This is a genomic window from Streptoverticillium olivoreticuli subsp. olivoreticuli (genome assembly GCF_003391135.1).
GTDB classification, from domain to species: domain Bacteria; phylum Actinomycetota; class Actinomycetes; order Streptomycetales; family Streptomycetaceae; genus Streptomyces; species Streptomyces blastmyceticus.
This window is the reverse complement of the sequence record NZ_CP031455.1, coordinates 8495635-8519346: the sequence shown is the minus strand read 5'-3', so window position 1 is coordinate 8519346 and position 23712 is coordinate 8495635. Positions and strand designations below refer to the sequence as shown.

The 23712-nt window shown below is 72.7% G+C and carries 21 protein-coding genes; 16 read left to right on the top strand and 5 right to left on the bottom strand.

Annotation, left to right across the window (positions count from 1 at the left end; translation table 11 throughout):
* Positions 1-14: 14 nt before the first annotated feature.
* The 4 genes from DXZ73_RS36440 (at position 15) to DXZ73_RS36425 (ending at position 4267) form a co-directional block, all read left to right on the top strand.
* On the top strand, positions 15-1160 hold the full coding sequence (locus DXZ73_RS36440; protein WP_116215197.1) for an STM4014 family protein: 1146 nt from the start codon (positions 15-17) through the stop codon (positions 1158-1160).
* Positions 1161-1224: 64 nt separating this feature from the next.
* Positions 1225-2031 (top strand): STM4013/SEN3800 family hydrolase, encoded by an 807-nt coding sequence (locus DXZ73_RS36435; RefSeq protein WP_162890533.1) that lies wholly within the window; start codon positions 1225-1227, stop codon positions 2029-2031.
* Entirely contained in the window at positions 2028-3368 is a 1341-nt protein-coding gene (locus tag DXZ73_RS36430; protein WP_116215195.1) for an STM4012 family radical SAM protein, read from the top strand. Before DXZ73_RS36435 ends, DXZ73_RS36430 begins: the two co-directional genes overlap by 4 nt.
* A gap of 8 nt (positions 3369-3376) precedes the next feature.
* Positions 3377-4267 (top strand): STM4011 family radical SAM protein, encoded by an 891-nt coding sequence (locus DXZ73_RS36425; protein ID WP_116215194.1) that lies wholly within the window; start codon positions 3377-3379, stop codon positions 4265-4267.
* Here DXZ73_RS36425 and DXZ73_RS36420 read toward each other — a convergent pair.
* Positions 4232-5152: a LysR family transcriptional regulator gene (locus DXZ73_RS36420; RefSeq protein WP_116215193.1), complete on the bottom strand. Its 921-nt coding sequence runs from the start codon at positions 5150-5152 to the stop codon at positions 4232-4234. The two genes, DXZ73_RS36425 and DXZ73_RS36420, sit on opposite strands and share 36 nt — an antisense overlap.
* A gap of 104 nt (positions 5153-5256) precedes the next feature.
* Between DXZ73_RS36420 and DXZ73_RS36415 the strand changes: the two genes are divergently transcribed.
* The 3 genes from DXZ73_RS36415 (at position 5257) to DXZ73_RS36405 (ending at position 9905) form a co-directional block, all read left to right on the top strand.
* Positions 5257-6633, top strand: a complete 1377-nt coding sequence (locus DXZ73_RS36415; protein ID WP_116215191.1) for an MFS transporter — start codon at positions 5257-5259, stop codon at positions 6631-6633.
* A gap of 124 nt (positions 6634-6757) precedes the next feature.
* Positions 6758-8074 (top strand): threonine--tRNA ligase, encoded by a 1317-nt coding sequence (gene thrS / locus DXZ73_RS36410; protein ID WP_425315943.1) that lies wholly within the window; start codon positions 6758-6760, stop codon positions 8072-8074.
* Between the two features lie 172 nt (positions 8075-8246).
* On the top strand, positions 8247-9905 hold the full coding sequence (locus tag DXZ73_RS36405) for an APC family permease (RefSeq protein WP_116216116.1): 1659 nt from the start codon (positions 8247-8249) through the stop codon (positions 9903-9905).
* 67 nt (positions 9906-9972) lie between these two features.
* Here DXZ73_RS36405 and DXZ73_RS36400 read toward each other — a convergent pair whose 3' ends face one another.
* Entirely contained in the window at positions 9973-10935 is a 963-nt protein-coding gene (locus DXZ73_RS36400) for a threo-3-hydroxy-L-aspartate ammonia-lyase (RefSeq protein WP_116215189.1), read from the bottom strand.
* A gap of 379 nt (positions 10936-11314) precedes the next feature.
* Here DXZ73_RS36400 and DXZ73_RS36395 point away from each other — a divergent pair, with 379 nt between their 5' ends.
* A complete protein-coding gene (locus tag DXZ73_RS36395; protein ID WP_116215188.1) occupies positions 11315-12001 on the top strand; it encodes a YoaK family protein in 687 nt (228 codons plus the stop codon).
* A 66-nt stretch (positions 12002-12067) separates the two neighbouring features.
* Here the strand turns inward: DXZ73_RS36395 and DXZ73_RS36390 are convergent, their stop codons facing one another.
* The gene (locus DXZ73_RS36390) at positions 12068-12733 is read right to left on the bottom strand and encodes a transglycosylase SLT domain-containing protein (RefSeq protein WP_116215186.1); all 666 of its coding nucleotides are present in this window, start codon (positions 12731-12733) and stop codon (positions 12068-12070) included.
* Positions 12734-13216: 483 nt separating this feature from the next.
* Between DXZ73_RS36390 and DXZ73_RS36385 the strand changes: the two genes are divergently transcribed.
* The 6 genes from DXZ73_RS36385 to DXZ73_RS36360 all read left to right on the top strand — a co-directional run bounded on the left by DXZ73_RS36385 (position 13217) and on the right by DXZ73_RS36360 (position 20000).
* The gene (locus DXZ73_RS36385) at positions 13217-15274 is read left to right on the top strand and encodes a phosphocholine-specific phospholipase C (protein ID WP_116215184.1); all 2058 of its coding nucleotides are present in this window, start codon (positions 13217-13219) and stop codon (positions 15272-15274) included.
* Between the two features lie 776 nt (positions 15275-16050).
* Positions 16051-16248, top strand: coding sequence for a hypothetical protein (locus DXZ73_RS36380; RefSeq protein ID WP_116215183.1), 198 nt, complete (start codon positions 16051-16053; stop codon positions 16246-16248).
* 129 nt (positions 16249-16377) lie between these two features.
* Positions 16378-16932, top strand: coding sequence for a MauE/DoxX family redox-associated membrane protein (locus DXZ73_RS36375; RefSeq protein ID WP_162890471.1), 555 nt, complete (start codon positions 16378-16380; stop codon positions 16930-16932).
* Positions 16933-16951: 19 nt separating this feature from the next.
* Positions 16952-17506 carry a TlpA family protein disulfide reductase gene (locus tag DXZ73_RS36370; RefSeq protein WP_116215180.1) on the top strand — a complete coding sequence of 185 codons (555 nt, stop codon included), beginning with the start codon at positions 16952-16954 and terminating at the stop codon, positions 17504-17506.
* On the top strand, positions 17503-19491 hold the full coding sequence (locus tag DXZ73_RS36365) for an ABC transporter ATP-binding protein (RefSeq protein ID WP_338059152.1): 1989 nt from the start codon (positions 17503-17505) through the stop codon (positions 19489-19491). The genes DXZ73_RS36370 and DXZ73_RS36365 overlap by 4 nt, the downstream gene beginning before the upstream one ends.
* Complete coding sequence (locus DXZ73_RS36360) at positions 19488-20000, top strand: S26 family signal peptidase (RefSeq protein WP_116215178.1); 513 nt, start codon at positions 19488-19490, stop codon at positions 19998-20000. The genes DXZ73_RS36365 and DXZ73_RS36360 overlap by 4 nt, the downstream gene beginning before the upstream one ends.
* On the opposite strand, the gene DXZ73_RS36355 is transcribed toward DXZ73_RS36360, so the two are convergent.
* Positions 19925-20341, bottom strand: a complete 417-nt coding sequence (locus tag DXZ73_RS36355; protein ID WP_116215177.1) for a DUF4345 domain-containing protein — start codon at positions 20339-20341, stop codon at positions 19925-19927. The two genes, DXZ73_RS36360 and DXZ73_RS36355, sit on opposite strands and share 76 nt — an antisense overlap.
* 92 nt (positions 20342-20433) lie before the next feature.
* Here DXZ73_RS36355 and DXZ73_RS36350 point away from each other — a divergent pair, with 92 nt between their 5' ends.
* Together DXZ73_RS36350 and DXZ73_RS36345 are read left to right on the top strand one after the other, a co-directional pair.
* The gene (locus tag DXZ73_RS36350; RefSeq protein WP_116215176.1) at positions 20434-21042 is read left to right on the top strand and encodes a TetR/AcrR family transcriptional regulator; all 609 of its coding nucleotides are present in this window, start codon (positions 20434-20436) and stop codon (positions 21040-21042) included.
* A 271-nt stretch (positions 21043-21313) separates the two neighbouring features.
* Positions 21314-22690, top strand: a complete 1377-nt coding sequence (locus tag DXZ73_RS36345) for a phthiocerol/phthiodiolone dimycocerosyl transferase family protein (RefSeq protein WP_116215174.1) — start codon at positions 21314-21316, stop codon at positions 22688-22690.
* 39 nt (positions 22691-22729) lie between these two features.
* Here DXZ73_RS36345 and DXZ73_RS36340 read toward each other — a convergent pair whose 3' ends face one another.
* Positions 22730-23710 carry a TetR/AcrR family transcriptional regulator C-terminal domain-containing protein gene (locus DXZ73_RS36340; RefSeq protein WP_116216114.1) on the bottom strand — a complete coding sequence of 327 codons (981 nt, stop codon included), beginning with the start codon at positions 23708-23710 and terminating at the stop codon, positions 22730-22732.
* Positions 23711-23712 lie beyond the last annotated feature (2 nt).

Genomic DNA, 23712 nt, shown 5'->3' with positions numbered 1-23712 from the left:
CCGGAGCGAACGTCATGTCATCACCGGGCGGTACCCAGCACGGCCCCCGTTTCGCGGTCGTCGGCAATCCGGAGAACCGCCGCGTGCGGCTCTTCACGGCCGCGGTGCGGGCGGCCCGGCTCCCCGGGCCGCGCATCGTCGCGTGGCGGGACGTCCTGCGGGACGGCGGCGCGGAGTTCGGGGCCGACGAGACCGTACGCCTGGACTCGCCCGGTGAGGACGCCGAGGTCGACCGGGCCCTGCGGGGCGTGGGCGTGCCGACCCGTGTGGAGGGCGGCGCGCGCTGGTACGGGCGGTTCACCGCCGCCGTGCGGTCGTTGCGCGGCGGTGTGCGGCTCGACGACCCGGACGAGCTGGCCGTGCTCTTCGACAAGCGGCGCTGCCACCGCCTGCTCGACCGGGCCGGGGTGCCGGTGCCGGCCTCGCCCACGTCGGGAGGGGCCGTGCCGGTGCGCGGCTGGGAGGACGTGCGGGCGCTGATGGGCGGGCACGGCATGGCGCGGGTCTTCGTCAAGCCCGCCCACGGCTCGTCCGCGTCCGGCGTGCTCGCCGTGGAGAGGGCGGGGCCGGGCCGGATCCGGGCGACGACCTCGGTCGAGCTGTCGCCGGACGGCCTGCTCCACAACTCCCTGCGGCTGCGCCGCTACACGGACGAGCGCGAGATCGCCGCGATCGTCGACACGCTCGCTCCCGACGGCCTGCACGTCGAGCGCTGGCTGCCCAAGGCCTCGCTGCACGCGCGCACGGCCGACCTGCGGGTCGTGGTCGTCGCGGGGCGGGCCACCCATGCCGTCGTCCGCACCAGCCGCTCCCCTCTGACGAACCTCCACCTCGGCGGCGCCCGCGGCGACCTGGCCGCCGCCGTCGAGGCGGCGGGCGACCGGTGGGCCCGGGCCCTGGAGATCTGCGAGCGCGCCGCCGCCTGCTTCCCCCGCACGCTCTGCGTGGGCGTCGACCTCCTGCCGGCCGTCGGCTGGCGGCGGTTCGCCGTCGGCGAGGTCAACGCCTTCGGCGATCTGCTGCCGGGGCTCACGGGCCTGCCGGGCAGCGGGGCCGAGGGGCAGGACACGTACGGGGCGCAGGTCGCGGCCTCTATAGGAGACGGGCCCCTCAGGACCCGTCAGCACCACCGATCAAGGAACACGTATGAAGCAGCCTGACCCGTACGGCCCCGCGGAATCCGCCGATCCACCCAGCCCCCACCTCGGCCCGGACGGCCCCGACATGAACGAGGTCGTGGGCCGCGACGACATTCTGCTGCTCACCCTCGACACGCTCCGCCACGACATCGCCGTCGAGCTGGCCGCCGCGGGCCGGCTGCCGAATCTGGCCCGTCATCTCCCGGGCGGGCGCTGGGAGAAGCGGCACGCGCCCGGCAGTTTCACCTATGCCTCGCACCAGGCGATGTTCGCGGGGTTCCTGCCCACTCCGGCGGCGCCGGGGCCGCACCCGAGGCTGTTCGCCGCGCGGTTCGCGGGCAGTGAGACGACCGCGGGGCGCACGTTCGTCTTCGACACCCCCGACCTCGTGTCGGGGCTGGCCGCGGCGGGCCACCGCACGGTGTGCGTCGGCGGTGTCGGCTTCTTCAACAAGCGGGGGGCGCTCGGCGGCGTGCTGCCGGGACTGTTCCAGGAGAGCCACTGGGAGCCGGAGTTCGGGGTGGCGTCACCGGTCTCGTTCGAGGCGCAGGTCGAGCGCGCGGAGAAGGTGATCGCCGGGCTCCCGCACGAGCAGCGGCTGTTCCTGTTCGTCAACGCGTCCGCGCTGCACCAGCCCAACTGGTTCCATCTGCCGGGTGCGACCCGCGAGGCGGGCGACAGCCGCGAGACGCACGCGGCGGCCCTGGAGTACATCGACCGGCACCTGCCGCGGCTGTTCGCCGCGGTGAGTTCGCGGCGGCGCTGCTTCGCCGTCGTCTGTTCCGACCACGGCACGGCCTACGGCGACGACGGCTACACCGGCCACCGCCTCGGCCACGAGGCCGTATGGACGGTGCCCTACGCCCACTTCTTCCTGGAGCCGTCCGCATGAGCGCGCCCGTGCCGCCCCGCCCGTACCAGTCCTACGTCTACGCCTATCCGCACAAGACGGCCTACCGCCCCCTCGACGACCGCCCCGCCCTGGAAGCCCTGTGGGAGCGGGAGCCGAAGGACGCCCTCTCGCTCTATCTCCACATACCGTTCTGCGAGGTGCGCTGCGGGTTCTGCAACCTCTTCACCCGCATCGGCGCGCCCGACGAGCTGACCGGCCGCTATCTTGACGCGCTCGACTGGCAGGCGACGGCCGTCCGTGACGCGCTCGGGGACGCGGCGCCCGTGCGCTTCGCCAATGCCGCCTTCGGCGGCGGCACGCCGACCTTCCTGGAGGCGGCCGAGCTGGAGCGGCTCTGCGACATCGCGGAGAAGCGGATGGGCGCGGACCTGAGCGCGATACCGCTGTCCGTCGAGGCCTCCCCCGCGACCGCCACCGCCGACCGGCTCGCCGTCCTCGCCGGGCGGGGCGCGACGCGGCTGAGCCTGGGCGTGCAGAGCTTCGTCGACGAGGAGGCACGTGCGGCCGTGCGCCCGCAGCGGCGCGCGGACGTCGAGGCGGCGCTGGGCCGGATCCGGGACGCCCGCATCCCGGTCCTCAACATCGACCTCATCTACGGCATCGACGGCCAGACCGCGGCCAGTTGGCGCCTCTCCCTGGACGCGGCGCTGGCCTGGCACCCGGAGGAGATCTACCTCTATCCGCTGTACGTACGGCCGCTGACGGGCCTGGGCCGGCACGCGGACTCCTCCGCGTGCGCGGAGCGCGCCTGGGACGAGCAGCGCCTGCGGCTGTACCGGCAGGGCCGCGACCACCTTCTCGCGCAGGGCTACGAGCAGGTGTCCATGCGGATGTTCCGTCGCTCGGACGCGCCGGCGCAGGGCCTGGACGACTACGCATGCCAGACCGACGGCATGATCGGCCTCGGCTGCGGCGCCCGCTCCTACACCTCGGCGCTGCACTATTCCTTCGACTACGCGGTCGACATGCGCGAGATCCGCACGATCATCGACGACTACACCGCCACGGAGGACTTCACGCGCGCCGCGCACGGCCGGTACGTCGACGAGGACGAGGCCCGCCGCCGCCATCTGCTGCAGTCGCTGCTCCAGGCCGAGGGCATGCCGCTGGAGGACTACCGGCTGCGCTTCGGCACCGACCCGTACGGGGACTTCGCCGCCGAGCTCGACGCCTTCGCGGCCCACGGCTGGCTCGCCGACGGCCCGTCCGGGCGGCTGTGCCTGTCCCCCGAGGGCCTCGCGCACTCGGACGCGCTCGGCCCCGCGCTGTTCTCCCCCGGGGTGCGGGCCGCGATGGCCGCGTACGAGTCGAGGTGAGCGCGCCGATGGACCTGACGATCCTCTACCGCGGGCCGCTCGCGTCCTGCGACTACGACTGTCCCTACTGCCCGTTCGCGAAGCGGCGGGACAGCACGGAGCGGCTGCGGGCCGACCGGGCGGCGCTCGAACGGTTCACGGGCTGGGCCGGGCGGCAGACCGGCGACCGCCTCTCCGTCCTGTTCACCCCGTGGGGCGAGGGGCTGGTGCGCTCCTGGTACCGCGGCGCGCTCGTCGCGCTGTCGCACCAGCCGCACGTCGGGCGCGTGGCGATCCAGACCAATCTCAGCTGCCGCACGGACTGGCTGACGGACGCCGACCTCGACAGCGTCGCCCTGTGGTGCACCTACCACCCGGGGCAGACTCCCTATGAGCGCTTCCTCGCGAAGGCGCGCCGACTTGCCGATCTGGGTGTGCGGTTCAGCGTCGGGATCGTCGGTCTCCCCGAGCACCTGGACGACGCGCGGCGGCTGCGCGCGGCCCTTCCCGGCCACGTCTATCTGTGGGTGAACGCGGCCGAGGGCCGTACGTACACGGACGAGGAGGCCGGCCTCTGGACCGCGCTCGACCCGCTGTTCCCGTACAGCCGCCATCCCCACCGCTCGGCCGGGCTGCCGTGCCGCACCGGGGAGTCCGTCATCTCCGTGGACGGCGACGGCACGGTGCGCCGCTGCCACTTCGTCCGCGCCGAACTGGGCAATCTGTACGACGGTTCCTACCGTGCCGCCCTGTCGCCCCGCCCCTGTCCGCTGGCCGTGTGCGACTGCCACATCGGCTATGTGCATCTGGAGACGCTGCCGCTGTACGACGTGTTCGCGGGCGGGGTCCTGGAGCGCGTTCCCGCGCCCGCGGCGGCATCCGGCTCAGGAGGCCTCGGCCGGGCGCGAGGCCTCCTGTAGGGGGTCGGCGCGGCGGGCCAGGTCGAGGAGGGTGCGCAGGGGCCGCTCGGCGAGGCCGAGCCGGGGGTGCCACTGGGCGACGATGCTGACGGGGCGGGTGGGTTCGGCGAGCCGGAGTTCGACGAGTTCGCCCTCCTCCAGCTCCCGTGCGACCGCCGGCTCCGGCAGCAGCGACAGGCCCCGGCCGTGTCCGGTCAGCCGCAGCAGCGCGGAGAGGGAGCCCGTGACCATCGTGAGCTGCGCCCCGGCGAGCAGGTCCTGCCCGAAGCGGTCCACCAGCATCTCCGAGATGCAGCCCGGCTCGGCGACCAGGAAGTCGTAGGCGAGCACCTGTTCCGGTGTCACCGGCTGTTGTTGCACCAGGGGGTGTGCGGCGGCCCCCACCAGCACCGTGCGGTCGTGCCCCACCACCGCGGACGGGCCGAGGGCCCGCTCCCCGTTGTCGTACTGGAACACCAGGTCCAGCTCCCCGGCGCCGAAGGCCTGTCCCAGCCGGGCCCGGCTGCCCACCGTGAGCTCGACGTCCGCGCCCTGCCCGGTGCCGCCCGCGCCGTACTCCAGCGCGGCCAGGACCTCCGGCAGCCACGCGTGCGCCAGGGACTCCTGGGCGCCGATCCGCAGCCTGGGCCGTTCGCCGAGCGTGGCCCGGCGCATCCGCTCCTCCAGCTCCAGCGCCTCGCGCGCGTACGGCAGCAGCCGCTCGCCGGCCTCGCTGAGCGTCGCGCCGGTCCCGGCGCGCAGCAGTACGGTCGCGCCCAGATCGGCTTCGAGACGCTTGAGTTGGGCGCTCACACTCGACTGCGCGTAGCCCAACTGCTGGGCGGCGGCGGAGATTCCGCCGTGGTCGGCGACGGCGACGAAAGCACGCAGGTAGCGGGTGTCCACCCCGCCACCCTATCGACGCCCCTCCCGGCCCCATCGGACTTCCCGATGGGGCCATCGGGATTGCGGCGTCGCCCGCCGGAGGGCCGGCGGATCACTCTTCCCCCATGACCGCCGACAGCCTGACCCGCACCCCCGACGCCTCTTGCGATGTCCCTCCGCCACCGGGGTCCCGCCTGGCCTTCGCCGGGATCGCGGCCGGGAACCTGCTCGTCCTCCTGGACACCTCCGTCCTCAACGTCGCCGTCCCCGACATCGAGGACTCCCTCCGTCCCGCCGCCGCCGTGCTGCCGTGGACCGTCGACGCCTACACCGTCGTCTTCGCCGGACTGCTGCTCGCCGGGGGCGTGTTCGCCGACCGGTGGGGCGCGCGCCGGGTCTACGGCTTCGCGCTCGCCGCCTTCGCCGTGCTGTCCGCGCTGTGCGCCGCCGCGCCCGACGCCGCCACGCTCATCGGCGGCCGCGCCCTGCTCGGTGCCGCCGGCGCGGGTCTGGTGCCCGCCTCGCTCGCCCTGCTCATCTCCATGAATCCGGACCCCGCCCGCCGCACCCGCGCCATCGGCGCCTGGGCCGCGCTGAGCGGGCTCGGCGCCGCGGCCGGGCCCGTGCTGGGCGGCGGCCTGGTCGAACTCGGCGGCTGGCGGCTGGTGTTCCTGGTCAACCCGCCCATCGCGCTGGCCGCGCTGCTGCTCGCCCGCCGGCTCCCGGCCCCGGCCGCCCTGGCCGTGCGCGCCCTGGACCGCGGTGGGCTGCCGCTGTCCGTCGCGGCGCTCGGCGCGCTCACCTTCGGCCTGGTCGAGGCGGGCATCAAGGGGGAGACCTCGCCGTACGCGTGGCTCCCGATCGCCCTCGCACTGCTGGCCTTCGCCGCGCTGGCCGCCGTCGAACGCCGCGTCACCGCTCCCGTCCTGCCGCCCGCGCTGCTCGCCCTGCCGCGGGTACGGGCCGCGATGGTGGCCGCAGCGGTGTCCTGCTTCGCGTTCTTCGGCGGGATGTACATGCTCGGCGTCCACCTGCAGGACACATACGGCCTGTCGCCGTTCATGGCGGGGCTGGCCTCCCTACCGCTCACCTTCCCGGTGTGCGTGATGCCCTTCTTCACCGGCCGGCTGGTGGCCCGCCACGGTGCCCGCCCGGTGCTGCCGGCCGGTATGGGCGCGTCGGTGGTGGCCGGAGTGCTGCTGGCGTTGTGCGCCGGCGGGCATCCGCCGCTCGCGCTGGTCATCGCGGCCGAGCTCGCGCTCGCGGCCACGGGCACCCTCTCCATCCCGGGCGCCGCCGCGGAGATGGCGGCCTCCACCCCGCCCGGACTCGCCGCCACCGGGCAGGGCGCGCTGAACGGCGTCCGCCAGGCGGGCTCGGCGCTCGGCGTCGCGGTGCTCGGCACGCTGGGCACGCTGCCGACGGCGGGAGGCGTGCTGATCGTCATCGGGCTGGTGGCGGTCGTGGCCGTCCTCGCCACCGGGTCCAGGGGCGGGCGTTGAGGTCGCGGGGTCACGCCTGTTCACACTCCCCCGCCGGGAAACGGCATCGACGCGACTCTGCTACGGTGATCGGCATGAAGCGCGCTGCCATGATGACGACGACGCCGGAGAGTGTCCCGGCGCGCTGACTGTTTTCTTGAGTCCGAAGCCCCGGGGCGAGTGCCCCGGGGCTTCTGCTTGCGGTCACTCGCCCGATACCCGCGAGGAGACCGACATGCACGACCACCGCAAGCTCGGCCGTGAGCTGGGCCTGTTCGACACCGACCCGCTGATCGGCGCGGGGCTGCCGTACTGGCTGCCCGACGGCGCGGCCGTGCGGCACGCCCTGGAGGAGTACATCCGCGGCGCGGAGCGGCGGGCGGGCTACCGGCACGTGTACTCGCCGGTGCTCGGCAAACGCGAGCTGTACGAGATCTCGGGGCACTGGTCGCACTACAGCGACGACATGTTCCCCCCGATGGACCTCGGCGGCGAGCAGGTCGTGCTGCGGCCGAGCCTGTGTCCCCACCACGCGGTGATCTACCGGTCCCGTTCCCACAGCTACCGCGAGCTGCCCCTGCGCATGGCGGAGCTGGGCGGCATGTACCGCTCCGAGCTCTCGGGCGTGCTCGGCGGGCTGACCCGCGTCCGGGCGATCCAGCTCAACGACGCGCACATCTTCTGCACCCTCGACCAGGTCGAGCAGGAGGCGGGGGCAGCCCTGGAGATGATCCGCCGGGCGTACGAGGCGCTCGGCATCAGCCCGGCCCGCTACCGCCTCTCCCTCCCGGGCCCCGGCGGGAAGTACGTGGCCGCCCCCGAGATGTGGCGGCGGTCCACCGCCCTGCTGACCGATGTCCTCGACCGCTCGGGGCTGCCGTACGAGCGGGCGGAGGGGGAGGCCGCGTTCTACGGGCCGAAGATCGACGTCCAGGTCGCCGACGGCGCCGGGCGGGAGTCCACCCTGTCCACCGTCCAGGTCGACTTCCACCAGCCCGAGCGGTTCGATCTGCACTACATCGGCGCGGACGGCGCGAGGCACCGGCCGGTGATGGTCCACCGCAGCATCATCGGCAGCGTGGAGCGGGCCGTCGCCCACCTCGTCGAGAAGCACGGCGGCGCCTTCCCCGCCTGGCTCGCCCCCACCCAGCTGGTGGCGCTCCCGGTCTCGGAGGCCGAGGTGCCGGACGCCGTCGCCCTCGCCCGGCGGTGCGCCGAACTCGGACTGCGGGCCGAGGTCGCCGGTCCCGAACGCGGCAGCCTGGGCGCCCGCATCCGCCAGGCCCGGCTGGTCCCGTACCAAGCCGTCATCGGCGCCTCGGAGGCCGCCGACGGCCGCGTCGCCCTGCGGCTGCGGGACGGGCGGCGCCTGGACCCGCTGCCCGCCGGCGACGTCCTCACCCGCGTCGGCGCCCTCGTCGACGCGCACAGCACCGATCTGTGGGACCGCGCCGCCTCGTAGCAGCACGGTCTTTCCGCCACAGAAGGTGACAGAGGTCACGGGCGCCGGGGACGGCAGTGGATGCCCGCCACACATGGGCGGGCGGGGTCCTCGGCGGCCGAATGACCTGCTAAACGCACATAAGGTGGGTGATCTGTCTTTGGTCACCCCGCAGCAGAACGGACAGCACAGCATGGATTTGAGCGCGGCCAACCGCAAAGGCCTCAGTCTCTTCGCCCTGATCATGATCGGGCTGGGGTCCATCTTCGGTTCGGGCTGGCTCTTCGGGGCCGGTCAGGCCGCCCAGGTCGCCGGCCCCGCCGCTCTGGTCGCCTGGGTGATCGGCGCCGTCTTCATCGGCCTGATCGCGATGTCGTACGCCGAGGTGGGCGCCGCCTACCCGCTGCCGGGCGCCATGGCCAGGTTCGGCACCATCTCGCACGGGCCGGTCCTGGGCTTCGTCACCGGATGGGCGGTGTGGATCGCCACGGCCTCCCTGATCCCCATCGAGTCCATAGCCGGTACCCAGTACATGGCCTCCTGGAACTTCGGCTGGGCCCAGGGGCTGGTCTCCGACGGCGCCCTGACGGGCACCGGCATGGCGATGGCCCTGCTCCTGACCGTCGTCCTGTGGCTAGCCTGCTACTGGTCGGTCGCGCTGCTGGCCCGCGCGAACAACGTGCTGACGCTGGTGAAGTTCGCCATCCCGGTCCTCGCGGTCGCCGCGTTCATCGCCTCCGGCTTCCACACCGAGAACTTCACCGCCCACGGCGGCTTCGCCCCCAACGGCTGGTCCGCCGTCCTCACCGCCGTCACCGCCTCCGGTGTCGTCTTCGCCTTCAACGGCTTCCAGGCCGTCGTCAACCTCGGCGGCGCCGCCAAGAACCCGGGCCGCGCCATCCCGCTCGCCCTCGTCGGCGCGCTCTGCCTCGGCCTGGTCATCTACCTCGCCCTCCAGATCGCCTTCCTCGGCTCGGTCCCGCCGGAGCGGCTCGCCGAGGCCGGCGGCTGGAGCGGCATCAACTTCGCGTCGCCCTTCGCCGACCTCGCCAAGCTGCTGATGCTGCACTGGGTCGTCACCATGCTGCAGTTCGGCGCCTTCATCTCCCCCTCCGGCGCCAACATCGGCAACGTCGCGTCGGCCGCGTATCTGGCCCAGAACCTCGCCGAGACCGGCTTCTTCCCCAAGAAGATCGCCGAGGTGCACCCCCGCTACGGCACCGCCCGCCCCGCGATGTGGCTGAACCTGGGCTTCTCCGTCCTGCTGCTGCTCACCGTCGGCCACAGCTGGGAGGCCCTGGCCAGCGTCGTCTCGGCCGCCATGGTCGTCTCCTACCTCATCGGGCCGATCGCGGTCGGCGTCTTCCGGCAGACCAAGCCGCACCTGCCCCGCCCCTTCCGCCTCCCCGCCGCGAAGGTGCTCTGCCCGCTCACCTTCGCCTTCGCCGCCTGCGCCCTGTACTGGTCGAAGTGGCCGAACACCGGCAAGGTCGCCCTGCTCACCCTCCTCTCGGTGCCGATCGCCGCCGTCGTGCTGCGCCGCAAGGGCGAGACGAGCCTGCGCCGGCAGTTCGCGCCCGCCTGGTGGATGGCCGGATTCCTGCTGTGGCTGGCGCTGCTGTCCGCCCTGGGCAGCACCGAGTTCGGGGGCCACGGATTGATCCCCGGCGGCGTCGACATCGTCCTGGTCGCCCTGTCCTCGACGGGCTTCTACTTCTGGGGCGTGCGCGCCGGGGTCAACGCCCACCGTGCCGGGCTCCCGGGCCCCGACCCCGTGCTCGACGCGGCGCAGGTCCCCGCGCCGACGCGCGAGCCGCAGGACGGGCGGACGCCCGAGCCGGCCGTCTCCTGACGGCCTGACGGTACGCGCGCGGTACGACGCGGCGGCGCTGCCCGGCAATCGACCGGAACCGGTCCGCTCACGCGGACAGCAGCGCCGCGAACCGCGCGAGATCGATGTTGCCGCCGCTGACGATCACGCCGACCCGCTGTCCGCGCAGCCGGTCGGCCACGCGCCGCAGGGCGGCGAACCCCAGGCAGCCCGTGGGCTCGACCACGATCTTCATGACGGAGGCGAAGGTCCTCATGGCCTCGACGAGCTCGTCGTCGGTGGCGGTGAGGACCTCCGGGCGCTCACGGCGCAGGACGGCGAACGTGAGCGCGCCGAGGTGCTGGGTCTGCGCCCCGTCGGCGATGGTCCTGGGGGCGTCGATGTGGACGATGCGGCCTTCGCGCAGCGACCGCCGGGCGTCGTCGCCGGCCTCCGGCTCGACGCCGAACAGCTCACAGTCCGGGGACAGCGCCCGGGCCGCGAGTGCCGTGCCGGACAGCAGCCCGCCGCCGCCCAGCGGCACGAAGAGGGCGTCGAGCTCCCCCGCCTCCTCGAAGAGCTCCTTCGCCGCGGTGCCCTGGCCGGCGATCACCTGGGCGTGGTCGAAGGGCGGGATCAGCGTGAGCCCGCGCTCGGCGGCCAGCGCGCGGCCGATCTCCTCCCGGTCCTCGGTGTAGCGGTCGTAGGGGACGATCCGGCCGCCGTACCCCTCGGTGGCGGCCCTCTTCGCGGCCGGGGCGTCGTGCGGCATGACGATCGTGGCCGGGATGCCCAGCAGGCGGGCCGCCAGCGCGACCGCCTGGGCGTGATTGCCCGAGGAGTAGGCGACGACACCGGCCCGCCGCCGCCCGGGCGAGAACTGCGCCAGGGCGTTGTACGCGCCACGGAACTTGAAGGCGCCCATGCGCTGGAAGTTCTCACACTTGAACACCACCCGCGCCCCGATGCTCTCGTCGACCAGCCGGGAGCGCAGCACCGGGGTCCGGTGCGCGTGGCCCGCGATGCGGTCCGCGGCGGCCAGGACGTCGTCGTACGTCGGAAGCTCGGGCATCGCCTGATCCTTTTCGCCTGGGGCCACGGCACAGCGACGATATCCGGTGCGACCCGCGCCCCCCGGAATCGGTCGTTCACCCTTGGCCTGGACGAAGCGGTCGTTGGCGCATTCGGGAGGTCCGCCGACGCCGTGCGCCGGTCCCCGCGCCCACCACCCTCCGGTGGCCTTCGACTCGGACCGTACCCATCAGCGTTCACCTGCCATGTCAAGATCACATTCGCCGCTGACCTGCGATCCATGCACCTGCGATGGCGTGAAACGCGACGCTTTCTCGCTCCCGCCGGGCGGCTGTTGATAAGCAGGAGGCACCGCGGCAGGAGGGGATTCCCGGGCACACCGCCGCGCACGGACACACCTCGGCGCTTAGGACACACCCATGCTTCGGACCTGGTCAGGAAGAACTCTCGTCGGCAGCGATCCGCTGCCCTCGGCCATCGTGGCGCTGACGGTCGTGGGCGGCATGGTGGACGCCATCAGCTTCCTGGGGCTCGGGAAGGTCTTCATCGGGATGATGACCGGCAATGTCATTGTCCTCGGCTTCGCCTTCGGCGGTGTGCCGGGCTTCTCCGAGCCGGGCCCGCTGGTGGCCATCGTCGGCTTCGTGGCGGGCATACTCCTGGCCGGATGCGGCGAGCGGCTGACCTCGCGGCGGGGGCGGCGGCACTGGTTCCGCCACGCCCTGGTCGTCGAGGTCGCCTTCCTCGTCGCCACCACCGCGCTCGCCTGGATCGCCCCCGACACCTCGCCGCTCGCCCGGGACACCATCACGGCTCTGCTCGCGACGGCGATGGGGGTGCGGTGCGCCACGATCCGCGGGCTCGCCGTACCGGACCTCGTCGTGACGTTCGGCCTCACCGGTGCCCTGATCGGCCTGGTCCAGGACTCCGGCACCGCCGCCGGCCGGCAGTCGGCGCGGCGGCTGGGGGTCGTCCTGGCCCTGGGCCTCGGGGCGGCCTTCGGCGCGCTCCTCATGGAACACGTCGGCCTTCGCTGGTCCCTGCTGTCCGCGACGGCCATGGTGGGCACCATCGCCGTCGCGGTCCGCGGCTCGGAGCTTCCGTGAACGCCGAAGGGCGGCGGCACCGGTGTGGTGCCACCGCCCTTCGGCGCGTGAGGTTCCCGCTGTGCGTCAGTACGCGGAGTTGACGTTGTCCATGGAGCCGTAGGTCTTGGCGGCGTAGTTGCAGGAGGCGACGATGTTGGCGACCGGGTCGTAGATGTCCCAGGACGTGCCCTCGACGTGGAACGCCTTGAACGTCGGGTCGATGATCTGCAGCAGGCCCTTGGAGGGGATACCGGCGACGGCGTTGGAGTCCCAGTTGTTGATCGCCTGGGGGTTGCCGGTCGACTCACGCATGATGTTGCGCTTCAGACCCTCGTACGAGCCGGGGATGCCCTTGGCCTGCATGATGTCCAGGGCCTGGTTGATCCAGCCGTCGAGGTTGTCGCCGTAGGCCTTCTTCGCCGGGGCGGGGGCGGCCTGGACGGGCCCCCGCTCCTCGGAGCGGCTCGCGGCCTGCGTGCCGCGCTCGGTCTTGGTCTTCGCGGCCTCGGCGTCGGCCTTGGCCAGGGCGACCCCGGCGTGCTCGGCCTGCTGCGTCTCACCGGAGTCGTCGGAGGCGGTGGTGCTCCACGCGACGGGCTTCACGGCCACCGACTGGGTGTCGGAGGAGGCTGCGAAGGCGTTCGGGACGGCGGCGAACGTCAGGACGGCGGCACCGGCCGCGGCGATGCCGACGGCGGAGAACTTGTGGGCCTTGGGCAGACGGGTATAGCCGGAGATGGTGGAGCGCATGATGAGCTGAACCTCTTCCAATCGCGTGAGTCGCAGTGGCCCGGATCGGCGCGAACGAAAAGCGCCGCGTCTCGATCGACGGCGCCGTGCGACTCCGCAATTGTTAGCGGCGGCGGAACGCGCTGGCAAAGGTGTGACCTACTACCGCGCTTCATAGCGAGGGGGTCACCACAGGCGAAAGAAATGCCCGATTTAACCGCCTATGGACCCCACTAGCGGCGATCGTAAGTGATCTGGGTCCTATGCGGGGCCTCACACGGGACGGCCGTCGCGCTCACCTGGAGTGAGCGCGCGCGTACACACCGGCCGGCAGGCGCGCATCGAAGGGGCTGTCGGGACCCTGGTGCCCCATCGGGCCGTCCGCTACGTTCGCCTCGCGTACCGCGTCGCTTCACTCCGGCGACACGCGCCCCTCGCCGGCACTCGCTGCTCTTGGATCACACCGCAGGCTCCGTCCCACTCACCCCAAGGGGTCCCTGTCTCATGTCCGAACTCAATCGGCGGCGCTTTCTCCAGATCGCCGGCGCGACCGCCGGTTTCGCGGCCCTGTCGAGCAGCATCGAGCGCGCCGCCGCCATCCCCGCCAAGCGCCGCTCCGGCACGATCGAGGACGTCGAGCACATCGTCGTCCTGATGCAGGAGAACCGGTCCTTCGACCACTACTTCGGTTCGATGAAGGGGGTGCGCGGGTTCGGCGACCCCCGCCCGGCCTCGCCCTCCGGCGGCAGGTCGGTCTGGCAGCAGTCGGACGGCACCAAGGACGTACTGCCCTACCGTCCGGACGCCAAGGACCTCGGGATGCAGTTCATCGCGGGCCTCAACCACGACTGGGCGGGCGGCCACCAGGCGTGGAACGGGGGGAAGTACGACCAGTGGATCCCGGCCAAGGGCACGGGCACGATGGCGTACCTCACGCGGGAGGACATCCCCTTCCACTACGCGCTCGCCGACGCGTTCACCGTGTGCGACGCGTATCACTGCTCCTTCATCGGGGCCACCGACCCCAACCGCTACTACATGTGGACGGGTCACACCGGCAACGACGGCAAGGGCAGCGGCCCCGTCCTGGGCAACGAGGAGGCCGGTTACGACTGGACGACCTACCCGGAGCGGCTGGAGCAGGCCGGGGTCTCCTGGAAGATCTACCAGGACACCGGTGACGGCCTGGACAAGGCCGGCTCCTGGGGCTGGCTCGACGACGCCTACCGCGGCAACTACGGCGACAACTCGCTCCTCTACTTCAACCGCTTCCGCGACGCCAAGCCCGGCGACCCCCTCTACGAGAAGGCGCGCACCGGCACCAGCGTCAAGAAGGGCGACGGCTACTTCGACGTCCTGCGGGCCGACGTCAAGGCCGGGAAGCTGCCGAAGATCTCCTGGATAGCCGCCCCGGAGGCGTTCTCCGAGCACCCCAACTGGCCCGCGAACTACGGCGCCTGGTACATCTCCCAGGTCCTGGACGCGCTCACGTCGAACCCCGAGGTGTGGAGCAGGACGGCCCTGTTCATCACCTACGACGAGAACGACGGCTACTTCGACCACGTGCTGCCGCCGTTCCCGCCCGCCTCCGCCGCCCGCGGCGCCTCCACCGTGGACACCGCGCTCGACCTCTTCGCGGGCAACGGCCACTACGCCGCCGGTCCCTACGGCCTCGGCCAGCGCGTGCCGATGCTCGTGGTCTCCCCCTGGAGCACGGGCGGCTTCGTGTGCTCGGAGGTCTTCGACCACACCTCGATCATCAGGTTCATGGAACGCCGCTTCGGTGTGCGCGAGCCCCATGTCTCCCCCTGGCGGCGGGCCATCTGCGGCGACCTCACCTCGGCCTTCGACTTCCGGCTCCGGCACGCCGCGCCCGCTTCGCTGCCGGACACGCGCGCGTACGCCCCGCAGGACCGGCTCCGGCACCCCAGCTATGTGCCGAAGCCGCCCGCCCATCCCTCGCTGCCGAAGCAGGAGGCGGGCTCGCGGCCCGCTCGCCCGCTGCCGTACGCCCCGGTGGTGGACGCGGCCGTCGCGCCCTCGACCGGGCGCGTCACGCTCACGTTCAGCGGGGGCCCGGCGGCGGGCGTGTGCTTCACCGTCACGTCCGCGAACCGCACGGACGGCCCGTGGACGTACACCACCGCGGCCGGCGCCAAGCTCTCCGACACCTGGAACACGGCGTATTCCAAGGGCGCGTACGACCTGTCGGCGCACGGCCCGAACGGCTTCCTGCGCGCCTTCAAGGGCTCCGGCACCGCGGCGGGCCCCGAGGTGACCGCCCGCCCCGATGCCCACGGCGGCCGCATCGAGCTGACCTTCACGAACCCCGGCAAGGCGGACTGCCACCTGACGGTCACCGACGCGTACGGCGGGAAGAGCGAGAAGGTCCGGGTGCGCGCGGGCAAGAGGGTGGTGCGCAAGCTTGATCTGCGGCACAGCAAGCGCTGGTACGACCTGTCCGTGGTCTGTGACACGGACAGCGCCTTCCTGCGCCGGTTCGCCGGGCACGTCGAGAACGGCGAGCCGGGCGTGAGCGACCCGGCGATCATCACGGTCTGACGCCCGCGGCGTCACCGAGCGGGGCCCGGCGGAGCGCCGGGCCCCGTCCGTGTCACCGCCTGCCGGCACCGCCTGGAACCGGCCTCCGGGAACCGCCCCGGCCGCACCGTGAGTTGCCGCGATCGTCCGGCGGAAGCCCATGTCACCCACCGTCCCGGCCGCCGGGTCCGGCCGTCGGCCCGGTCGCTGCGGACAGCCGGTGGCGTACGGGGTCTCCGTCGGAGGGCCGACTGCCCCGGAGCCGCACCTATGACCCCGGCACATCCCGTCCGGGAGACATCCGGGAAACAACGGCCGGACGTCGACGTTCCGCCCGCCGGGACTCACCGACGGGACCGTGCAGGACGGCGATGACGGCCTGAACCGGACCTGGACGCCGGACCGTTCGCACCGTTCCGTGCACGAGTCCGTGTTCCCGGTCCGGCGCGGCCATCGACCGGAAAGCGCCGTTCCGGCTCCGGCGCGTCCGGCTCCCGGGTGGCGGAGAACCATGGCACGGACGACCGCGGCCAGTGGTTCGCCTCCCGGCCCATGCGGAGCCTCCGGTTCATCATCGATAGCGGAATGTGCCGGTCCGAGCCGTGCCGGGCCCGTCCGGGCCATCGGGCCCCTCGGTTCGCCACCACTGACGTACGGGCGGGGCAAGGGCTTCTTCCGGCTGCCCGGCCCCCGCCCGCGCACCGGCCGGAAACGGCACTGTCCGCCGCGCCCGGCGCCCATGAGACTCCAGCGGTGCAAGCACGTGAAGCGATCCGGTTCAAGAGAGGAGTGTGTCAATGTACGCAAGACTCACGGAACTGGGCAGCCGGGTGCTCGGGCTGTTCGTACCCGAGGTCGACGCGGCCGCGCTGGAGATTCTTTCCTGTGGCAACTACCCGGCCTGCTGGCAGTGCAGCGGGAAATGCGGCTACAACGCCCCCTGCTGGGCCTGTTGCAACTCCAATGGCTGTCCGACCATCGTCTGCCAGTGCTGACAGCCACGACACCGGTCGGGAGATGCCGACGCTGAAGACCGCCCTGCCCGGGATCACCTGATCCGGGACCGGCACTCCCCGACCCGTACGACCGCCCCGACCGGGAACACCGCTGAAGGAGGAAGCCAGGTGGGCTGTCTGGCACTCGGGCTCCGCGCTCTGATCGGCGTGGTGTTCCTCGCCTCGTTCGTCGGCAAGGTGAGCGGACGAGGAGCGTTCGACCGGTTCGTGTCCTCGGTACGGGACATGCGGGTGCTGCCCGCCCGGTCGGCCCGGTCGGTGGCGCGGTCCGTGGTGACCGCCGAAGCCGCCGTGTGCGTCACGCTCGCGACGCCGGTGCGGGCCGTCGCCGTAGGGGGATTCGTGCTCTCGGGAGTTCTCCTGACGGTGTTCGCCGCCGGGATCCTGCTCTCCCTGCGCCAGGGCGTGCGGACGCCGTGCCGATGTTTCGGCGCGTCCGTGAGCCCGCTCGGCCCGGGACACGTCGCACGGAACCTCACCCTGACCGCCGTGGCCGTCGTCGGCGCGGTCGCCGTGCCCGCGGCCGGCGCGACCGCCCCGGGCGGGGCGGCCCTGTCGGTGCTCACGGGCCTGCTCCTGGGCGGGCTGGTGACCGCTCTCGACGACATTCTCGATCTGTTCCGGCCCGTCGACCGCGCCCCGGGCCTCGCCCGCGGCCGGTGAACCCAGAGGAGACGACTCCATGCCCGTCCTGATCGCGGCAGTGGTACTGGTGGGATCGCTCTGTACGTTGGACCTGCTGCTCACGCTCGGTGTGATCAAACGGCTGAAGGAGCACACCGCGCTGTTGTCCAAGATGGCCGCCGGCTCGCCCGGCAGACCGCCGGTCGTCCCCGTGGGCCAGGAAGTGGGCGACTTCACCGCCGTCGCCGTCGGCGGCGAGGTCCTGACACGTGAATCACTCGCCGGCGAGACGCTGGTGGCCTTCTTCTCGCCCAGCTGCGAGCCCTGTCACGAGATGCTGCCCAAGTTCGTGGCGCACGCGCGGGCCGTGAGCGGCGGCCGGGACCAGGTTCTGGCCGTGGTGGTCGGCACCCCCGACCGCGCCGAGGAGCAGGTCGCCGAACTGGCCCCGGTGGCCCGGGTCGTGGTCGAGAGCGGCAGCGACGCCAAGGTGTCCGACGCGTTCGGGATCAAGGGCTTCCCCACGCTGCTGGAAATCGCACGGAACGAGGACGGCCGCCAGGTCGTCGCCGGGAACCAGGTGGACCTGGACTCCACCGCAGTCGTGGCATGAGCGGGCGGGAACAACCCCCGAGCGGCCCGGGGCCGTCGGCGGCGCACGCGCCGCGGACCGCCGGGGGCTCCCCGGCACCGGATGCGGTCGGCGACTCCCCCGCGCCGACCGCCCGGTGCGCGGACGAGGCCGACCGGGCGCCCGTACGGTCCACCGGCGCGATGGCCGTGCTGCGCCGGATCGCGGCCGCCGGCGCGATGGTGGCCCGCGCGGCGCCCGGTGTCCTCGTCGGCTACGCGGTGCTCACGCTCTCGGTCGGCGCGCTCCCCGTGGTCACCGCCTGGCTGACCAAGCTGCTGCTCGACGGGCTGAGCACCGGCGCCTCCTCGGCCCGGCTGATCGGCCTGGGCGCGGGGCTCGCCGCATCGGGGGTGGTGGTCGGTGTGATGCCGCAGGTCAGCCGGTATCTGCGGACGGAGCTCGACCGCAGGGTCGGGCTGCTCGCCGAGGACCGGCTGTTCACTGCCGTGGAGGGCTTCGCGGGCCTGGGACGGTTCGAGAACCCCCGGTTCCTGGACCGGCTGCGGCTCGCGCAGAGTTCGGGCGGAGGCACACCGAACCAGGCCGTCGACGGGGCGATCGGCATCACCCGGTCGGCCATCACCATCGGGGGCTTCCTCGGTTCGCTGTCCCTGCTCAATCCGTTGATGACCGCCCTGGTGCTGGGGGCCGCGATCCCCACGCTGCTGTCCGAGGTCGCGCTGGCACGGCGGAAGGCGCGGACGCTCTGGGAGATCGGCCCGGTCGAGCGCAGGCAGATGTTCTACCGCGAGCTGCTCTCCAGCGTGGAGGCCGCCAAGGAGATCCGGCTGTTCGGCACCGGCGCCTTTCTGCGCGGGCGGATGCTGACGGACCTGCGGACCGCCAACGCGGCGAAACGGGCGGTGGACCGGAGGGAAGCCAGGATCCAGACGGGCCTCGGCCTGCTGTCCGCCCTCGTCTCCGGCGGCGGGCTGATATGGGCGGTGGGCGCCGCCCATTCCGGCGCCCTGTCCACCGGCGGTGTCGTCCTGTTCGTGGCGGCGGTGGCCGGGGTGCAGAGCGCGCTGGCCACCCTGGCCAGCGAAGTGGCCCGCGCGCACCAGGCGTTGCTGATGTTCGACCACTATCTCGTGGTCGCGCGGGCCGGACCCGACCTGCCCGCTCCCGCGCTCCCCGTCGGACTGCCGCCCCTGTCACGGGGCATCGAACTGCGGGACGTGTGGTTCCGGTACTCCGCGGACCACCCCTGGGTGCTGCGCGGCGTCGACCTCCACATCCGCCACGGCCGGGCCCTGGCGCTGGTCGGGCTCAACGGCGCGGGAAAATCGACGTTGGTGAAGCTGCTGTGCCGGTTCTACGACCCCGACCGCGGCGCGATCCTGTGGGACGGCGTGGACATCCGCGAGGTGGACATCGCGGAGCTGCGGCGCCGGATCGGCGCGGTGTTCCAGGACTACATGCACTACGACATGACCGCGGCGGAGAACATCGCCCTCGGCGACCTGACCGCCCTCGACGACCATCCGCGGCTGCGGGCCGCCGCGGAGCGCGCCGGGATCCACGCGAGGCTCGCCGCGCTTCCGTACGGCTACGGCACACTGCTGTCGCGGAGGTTCTTCATGGAGTCCGACAAGGACAACCCGGAGACCGGTGTGGTGCTCTCCGGCGGCCAGCGCCAACGGCTCGCGCTCGCCCGCGCGTTCCTCCGGGACCGGCGCGACCTGATGATCCTCGACGAGCCGTCGGCCGGGCTGGACGCCGAGGCGGAGCACGAGATCCACACCGCGCTGCGACAGCACCGCGGCGAGCGCACCAGCCTGCTCATCTCGCACCGGCTCGGAGCGGTGCGCGGCGCCGACCTCATCGCCGTGCTGGAGGACGGACGCGTCGTGGAGCAGGGCTCGCACACCGAGCTGATCGGGACCGGCGGGCGGTACGCGCGGCTCTTCACCCTGCAGGCCGAGGGCTACCGCGCGGGCGCGTTCACCGGGGACCCCCGATGACCCCGGGGTGGGTGGCGCTCGCCCTCGCGGCGCTGTCGCGCAAGCTGGTGGTGGTCACCGTCCGCGGGGCGAGCATGGCGCCGGCCTTCCAGGACGGCGACCGCGTGCTGGTGCGGCGCGGTCCACCGCCCGCCGTGGGGCACGTGGTGGTGGCCGAGCGGCCGGCGCGGGGCGGTACGTGGCCGGGCGGCCCCGTACGGTCCGCGGCCGACGTACGGGGGCGGCAGTGGCTGATCAAGCGGGTGGAGGCGGTCCCCGGGGACCGGGTGCCGCGCGCTCTGGCCTCGGTGCCGCAGGAGCGCGTGCCCCCGGGCAAGCTGGTGCTTCTCGGGGACAATCGTGCGGTCAGCGTCGACTCGCGGGAGTTGGGGTACTTTCCGGCGGACCGGGTGCTGGGGGTGGTCCTGCGCCGGCCGGGTGCGGGTCTTCGGGTCTACCCCCGCAGGCCGGCGGAGTCGCGCGGGCGGTCCGCCGCCTCCCGTTCACCGGCGGTCGACAGCCAGAAGTAGAGCGGCGGCAGGGCGAGTTCAATGGCCATCAGGACCAGCTGGAACCCGTTCGGGCGGCCGACGTCGGCCCAGGACACGAGCCTGCTGACGCCGCCTAGGAGGAAGATCCCGGCGAGCAGGCGCACCGCCTTCGACGGGATCGGCGACTGCCGGGCCACCCAGATCCAGGCCAGGCCGTAACCGAGGAAGATCGCGCCGAAGAAGCGCACCAGACTGTCGACGGTCGCACCGCCCGAGTCCCCGTCGGGCACCGAGGCCATGCCGGAGACGATGTGGGCGGCGCCGATCGCCGCACAGGCGATTCCCATGATCCATGAAAGCCATTTGAGGAGCGCGGCCATGTCGAGTGGTCACCCCTTCGCCTTAGTAGGCAGACGTCTACTAAGGCGAAGGTAGGAGCATTGATAGACACGCGTCAAGTAATCTGGGCCGCGTGACGACACGCCGCAGGCTCGACCCCGGTGAGCGCCGCGACCAGTTGCTCGCCACCGGAGCCCGCCTGTTCGCGGCGAAGCCGTACCACGACGTGCTGATGGAGGACATCGCCGAGCGGGCCGGCGTCTCCCGGGCCCTCCTCTACCGCTATTTCCCCAACAAGCGCGCGCTGTTCGCCGCGATCTACCGGCAGGCCGCGGACCGGCTGCTGACCGACACACGGATCGATCCTTCGGGCCCTCTGCTGGAGCAGCTTTCCGCGGGGCTCGACATCCACTTCGACTACTTCGCCGCGAACCGGAACACGGTGCTCGCCGCGAACAGGGAGCTCGTGGGCGACCCCGTGATCCAGGCCATCATCGCCGACGAGCTGGCCGAGCTGAGGCAGCGCGTGCTCGACGCCACCGGGCTCGGCGGCGGGCCCAGGGACACGGTCTCCGCCGCGCTGACGAGCTGGCTGGTGTTCGTCCGCGCACTGTGCGTGGAATGGCTCACGGACGAGGCGTTCTCCCGCGCCGAGTTGCACGCCATGTCCGTCGGCGCCCTGCGCGGCGCGCTGGCCGCGGTCACGGACGTCGACCGGCTCCTGGGCGACACCGACACCTGACGGATGTTCAGGACACTCCCCTGACCGCACCTCTCAATTCCCGCCATTCTCGACGGCGGTACGGACATGCCGCGCCGTATCGGACGGAGTCGACGGCGGGAACTTCGAGATTTATTGCCCCATATGCACCCTTCGAAGGCGTCGGCAGCCGTTGACGACGTCCCGTCTTGATCCACTCTCTCGTCACCTCGGGTCAACACCACACCTACTCGCGAGTAGACATGATGTTGATCAAGACCGCCCGCCGGATCCCACGAGGAGAACTGACGTCATGTCACAGCAGCCCGGGAACACCGTCCTCCGCCGCGAGCTCAGCCCGGTGGAGCGCTGGTACTGGACGGCCGACCGGACCTCGCCGCTCAGCGGCCTCGTCCGCACCCGCGTCCACGGGTCCCTGCCGCTGCCGTTGCTGCGCCGCGCGCTGGACGTCCTCCAGTCCCGGCACCCGCTGCTGCGCGCCGCGATCACCTGTGACGAGAACGGCGAGCGGCCCGCCTTCCGCCCGGTGGACGACGTGCCGGTCCCGCTGCGCCATGTCGAGGTGACGCCCGGGGACCCCGAGGCCGACACCCGGTGGGAACGCGAGGCGAACGACTACGAGCTGGTGGAGCGCATCGAATGGCGCACCGGCCCGCTGCTGCGCGCCGCCGTCATCACGCGGCCGGCGGACGCCGCGCACCCGGAGGATGTCCACGACCTGATCCTCACCGCCTCCCACTGCGTCGCCGACGGCATGACGGGCCTGTCCGTGCTCAGGGAGTGGCTGGAGATTGCCGCCCGGCTGGCGGCGGGCGAGGAGCCGGAGCGTACGTCGCGGCGGGCACTGCCCGCCGCGGAGGACCTGCTCCCCCGCCGGCACCGGGGCGCCGAGGGCGCCCTCGCGCTCAAGGAGCTGATGGAGCGCGACGGACAGGAGGCCGAGCGGCTGCGACCGCGGCGGGTGCTGCCCAGCCGGGCGGTCCCCTTCGCGCAGCGGCGTACCCGGATGGTGCACCGGTCGCTCACCGCGGAGCAGGTGGGGCTGCTCCAGCGGGCCTGCAAGCGGCACGGCACCACCGTCCACGGGGCCCTCGCCGCCGCGATGGTGGCCGCCGTCGCCCGGGAGGCGGGGACGGCGGAGCCCGCGTACTTCTCGATCGGCTCCCCGGTCGACTTCCGCCACGAGCTGGAGACGGCCGTCTCCTACGGCGACGCCGGAAGTTACGCCTCCACGCTTCCCTCCCGCGTCCGCTACGAGCCCGGCGCGGACCTGTGGCCCATGGCCCGCGCCGTCAGCCGGGACCTGGCGGGCCGCCGGGGGCGCGAGGAGCACCTGACCATGCTGAACCTGATGGACCAGGCGGGGCCGAAGTCGCCCGCCGACAGCGAGGCGTTCATGCGGTACATGGACGAGCAGGGGCCGCTCAACCTCTGCCTGTCCAACATCGGCCGCTACGACTTCCCCGACCGGGTGGGCCCCTGGCGCGTCTCGGACACCCAGCTCGTCGCGGCCATCTCGGTGACGGGCGCCATCGTGGCGACCGCCAACACCAGCCACGGCGGCCTCGCCTGGAACTTCAGCCACGTCGACGACATGGTCCCGGCGCCACGCGCACAGCGGATAGCCGACGACTCCGTGCGCATCGTGCTGTCCGCCGTCTCCGGGTGACCGGCGGCCACCGGCGTACGTGACGGCGGCGTCACGGTCTCAGGGCGCCCCTTCCAGGAGGGGCGCCATGCCGTCGAGGAGGCGCTGCAGGCCGAACTCGAACAGGGCGTCGAGGTCGAAGTCGTACTCGCCCGCGGTGAGCCGCTCGAGGGTCGGGAACCGGTCGATGGCCAGGATCGCCTGGAGGGCGGGTTCCTGAGTGTCCATCCACTCCTCGTTGTCCATGCCGGTGAGCGCTTCCGCCTCCGCCTCCATCTCGACGTTGACCGCGGTGCCGCGGATGTAGTTGAAGAGGGTGAGGTGCACGCTGAGGGCGGTCGGGAGGTCGAGACCGCTCCTGTCCAGGGTGGCGAGCACCCACTCGGTGTAGGGCAGCGCGCCGGCGATCGGCTGCGGCCGGGTCACCGACAGGGCCGGTGCGAGCCACGGGTGGCGGCGGAACATGTCCCACAGCATCCGGGCGACGAGCGCGAGCCGCTCGCGCCAGCCCTCCGGCGGGCTTTCGGGGAGCGGCCATTGGGCGAAGGCCGCGTCCGTCATCCGCGTCACCAGGTCGTCCTTGTCGGTCACGTGCCGGTACAGCGCCATGGTCGACACCCCGAGCCCGGCGGCGACCCGGCGCATCGAGACCGTGGCCAGCCCTTCCACGTCGGCGACCGCGATGGCCGCGGCGACGATCCGCCCGAGGGTGAGCGCCTGCTCCGGGGCCTTGCCGCGGCGGGTGGACACCGCCGGGGCCGGGGGCGCGACCGGGCGCGTCGTCACCGAGGGGCGGTCGGTACGCGCCGGCCGCCCCTCGGCGACGACCGTCCCGACGCCCGGGACCGCGCGGACCAGGCCTTCGCGGCGGAGTTCGGTGAGCACTTTGGTCGCGGTGGCCATCGCGACGTTCCACTGCCGGGTGATCTCGCGGGTGGACGGTACGCGATCGCCCGGCGCCAACTCGCCCGCCTCGATCCGCTGCCGCAGTTCGGCGACGATCCGGCTGTAGCGCGGCCCTCTTCCCTGATCCACCGACATCT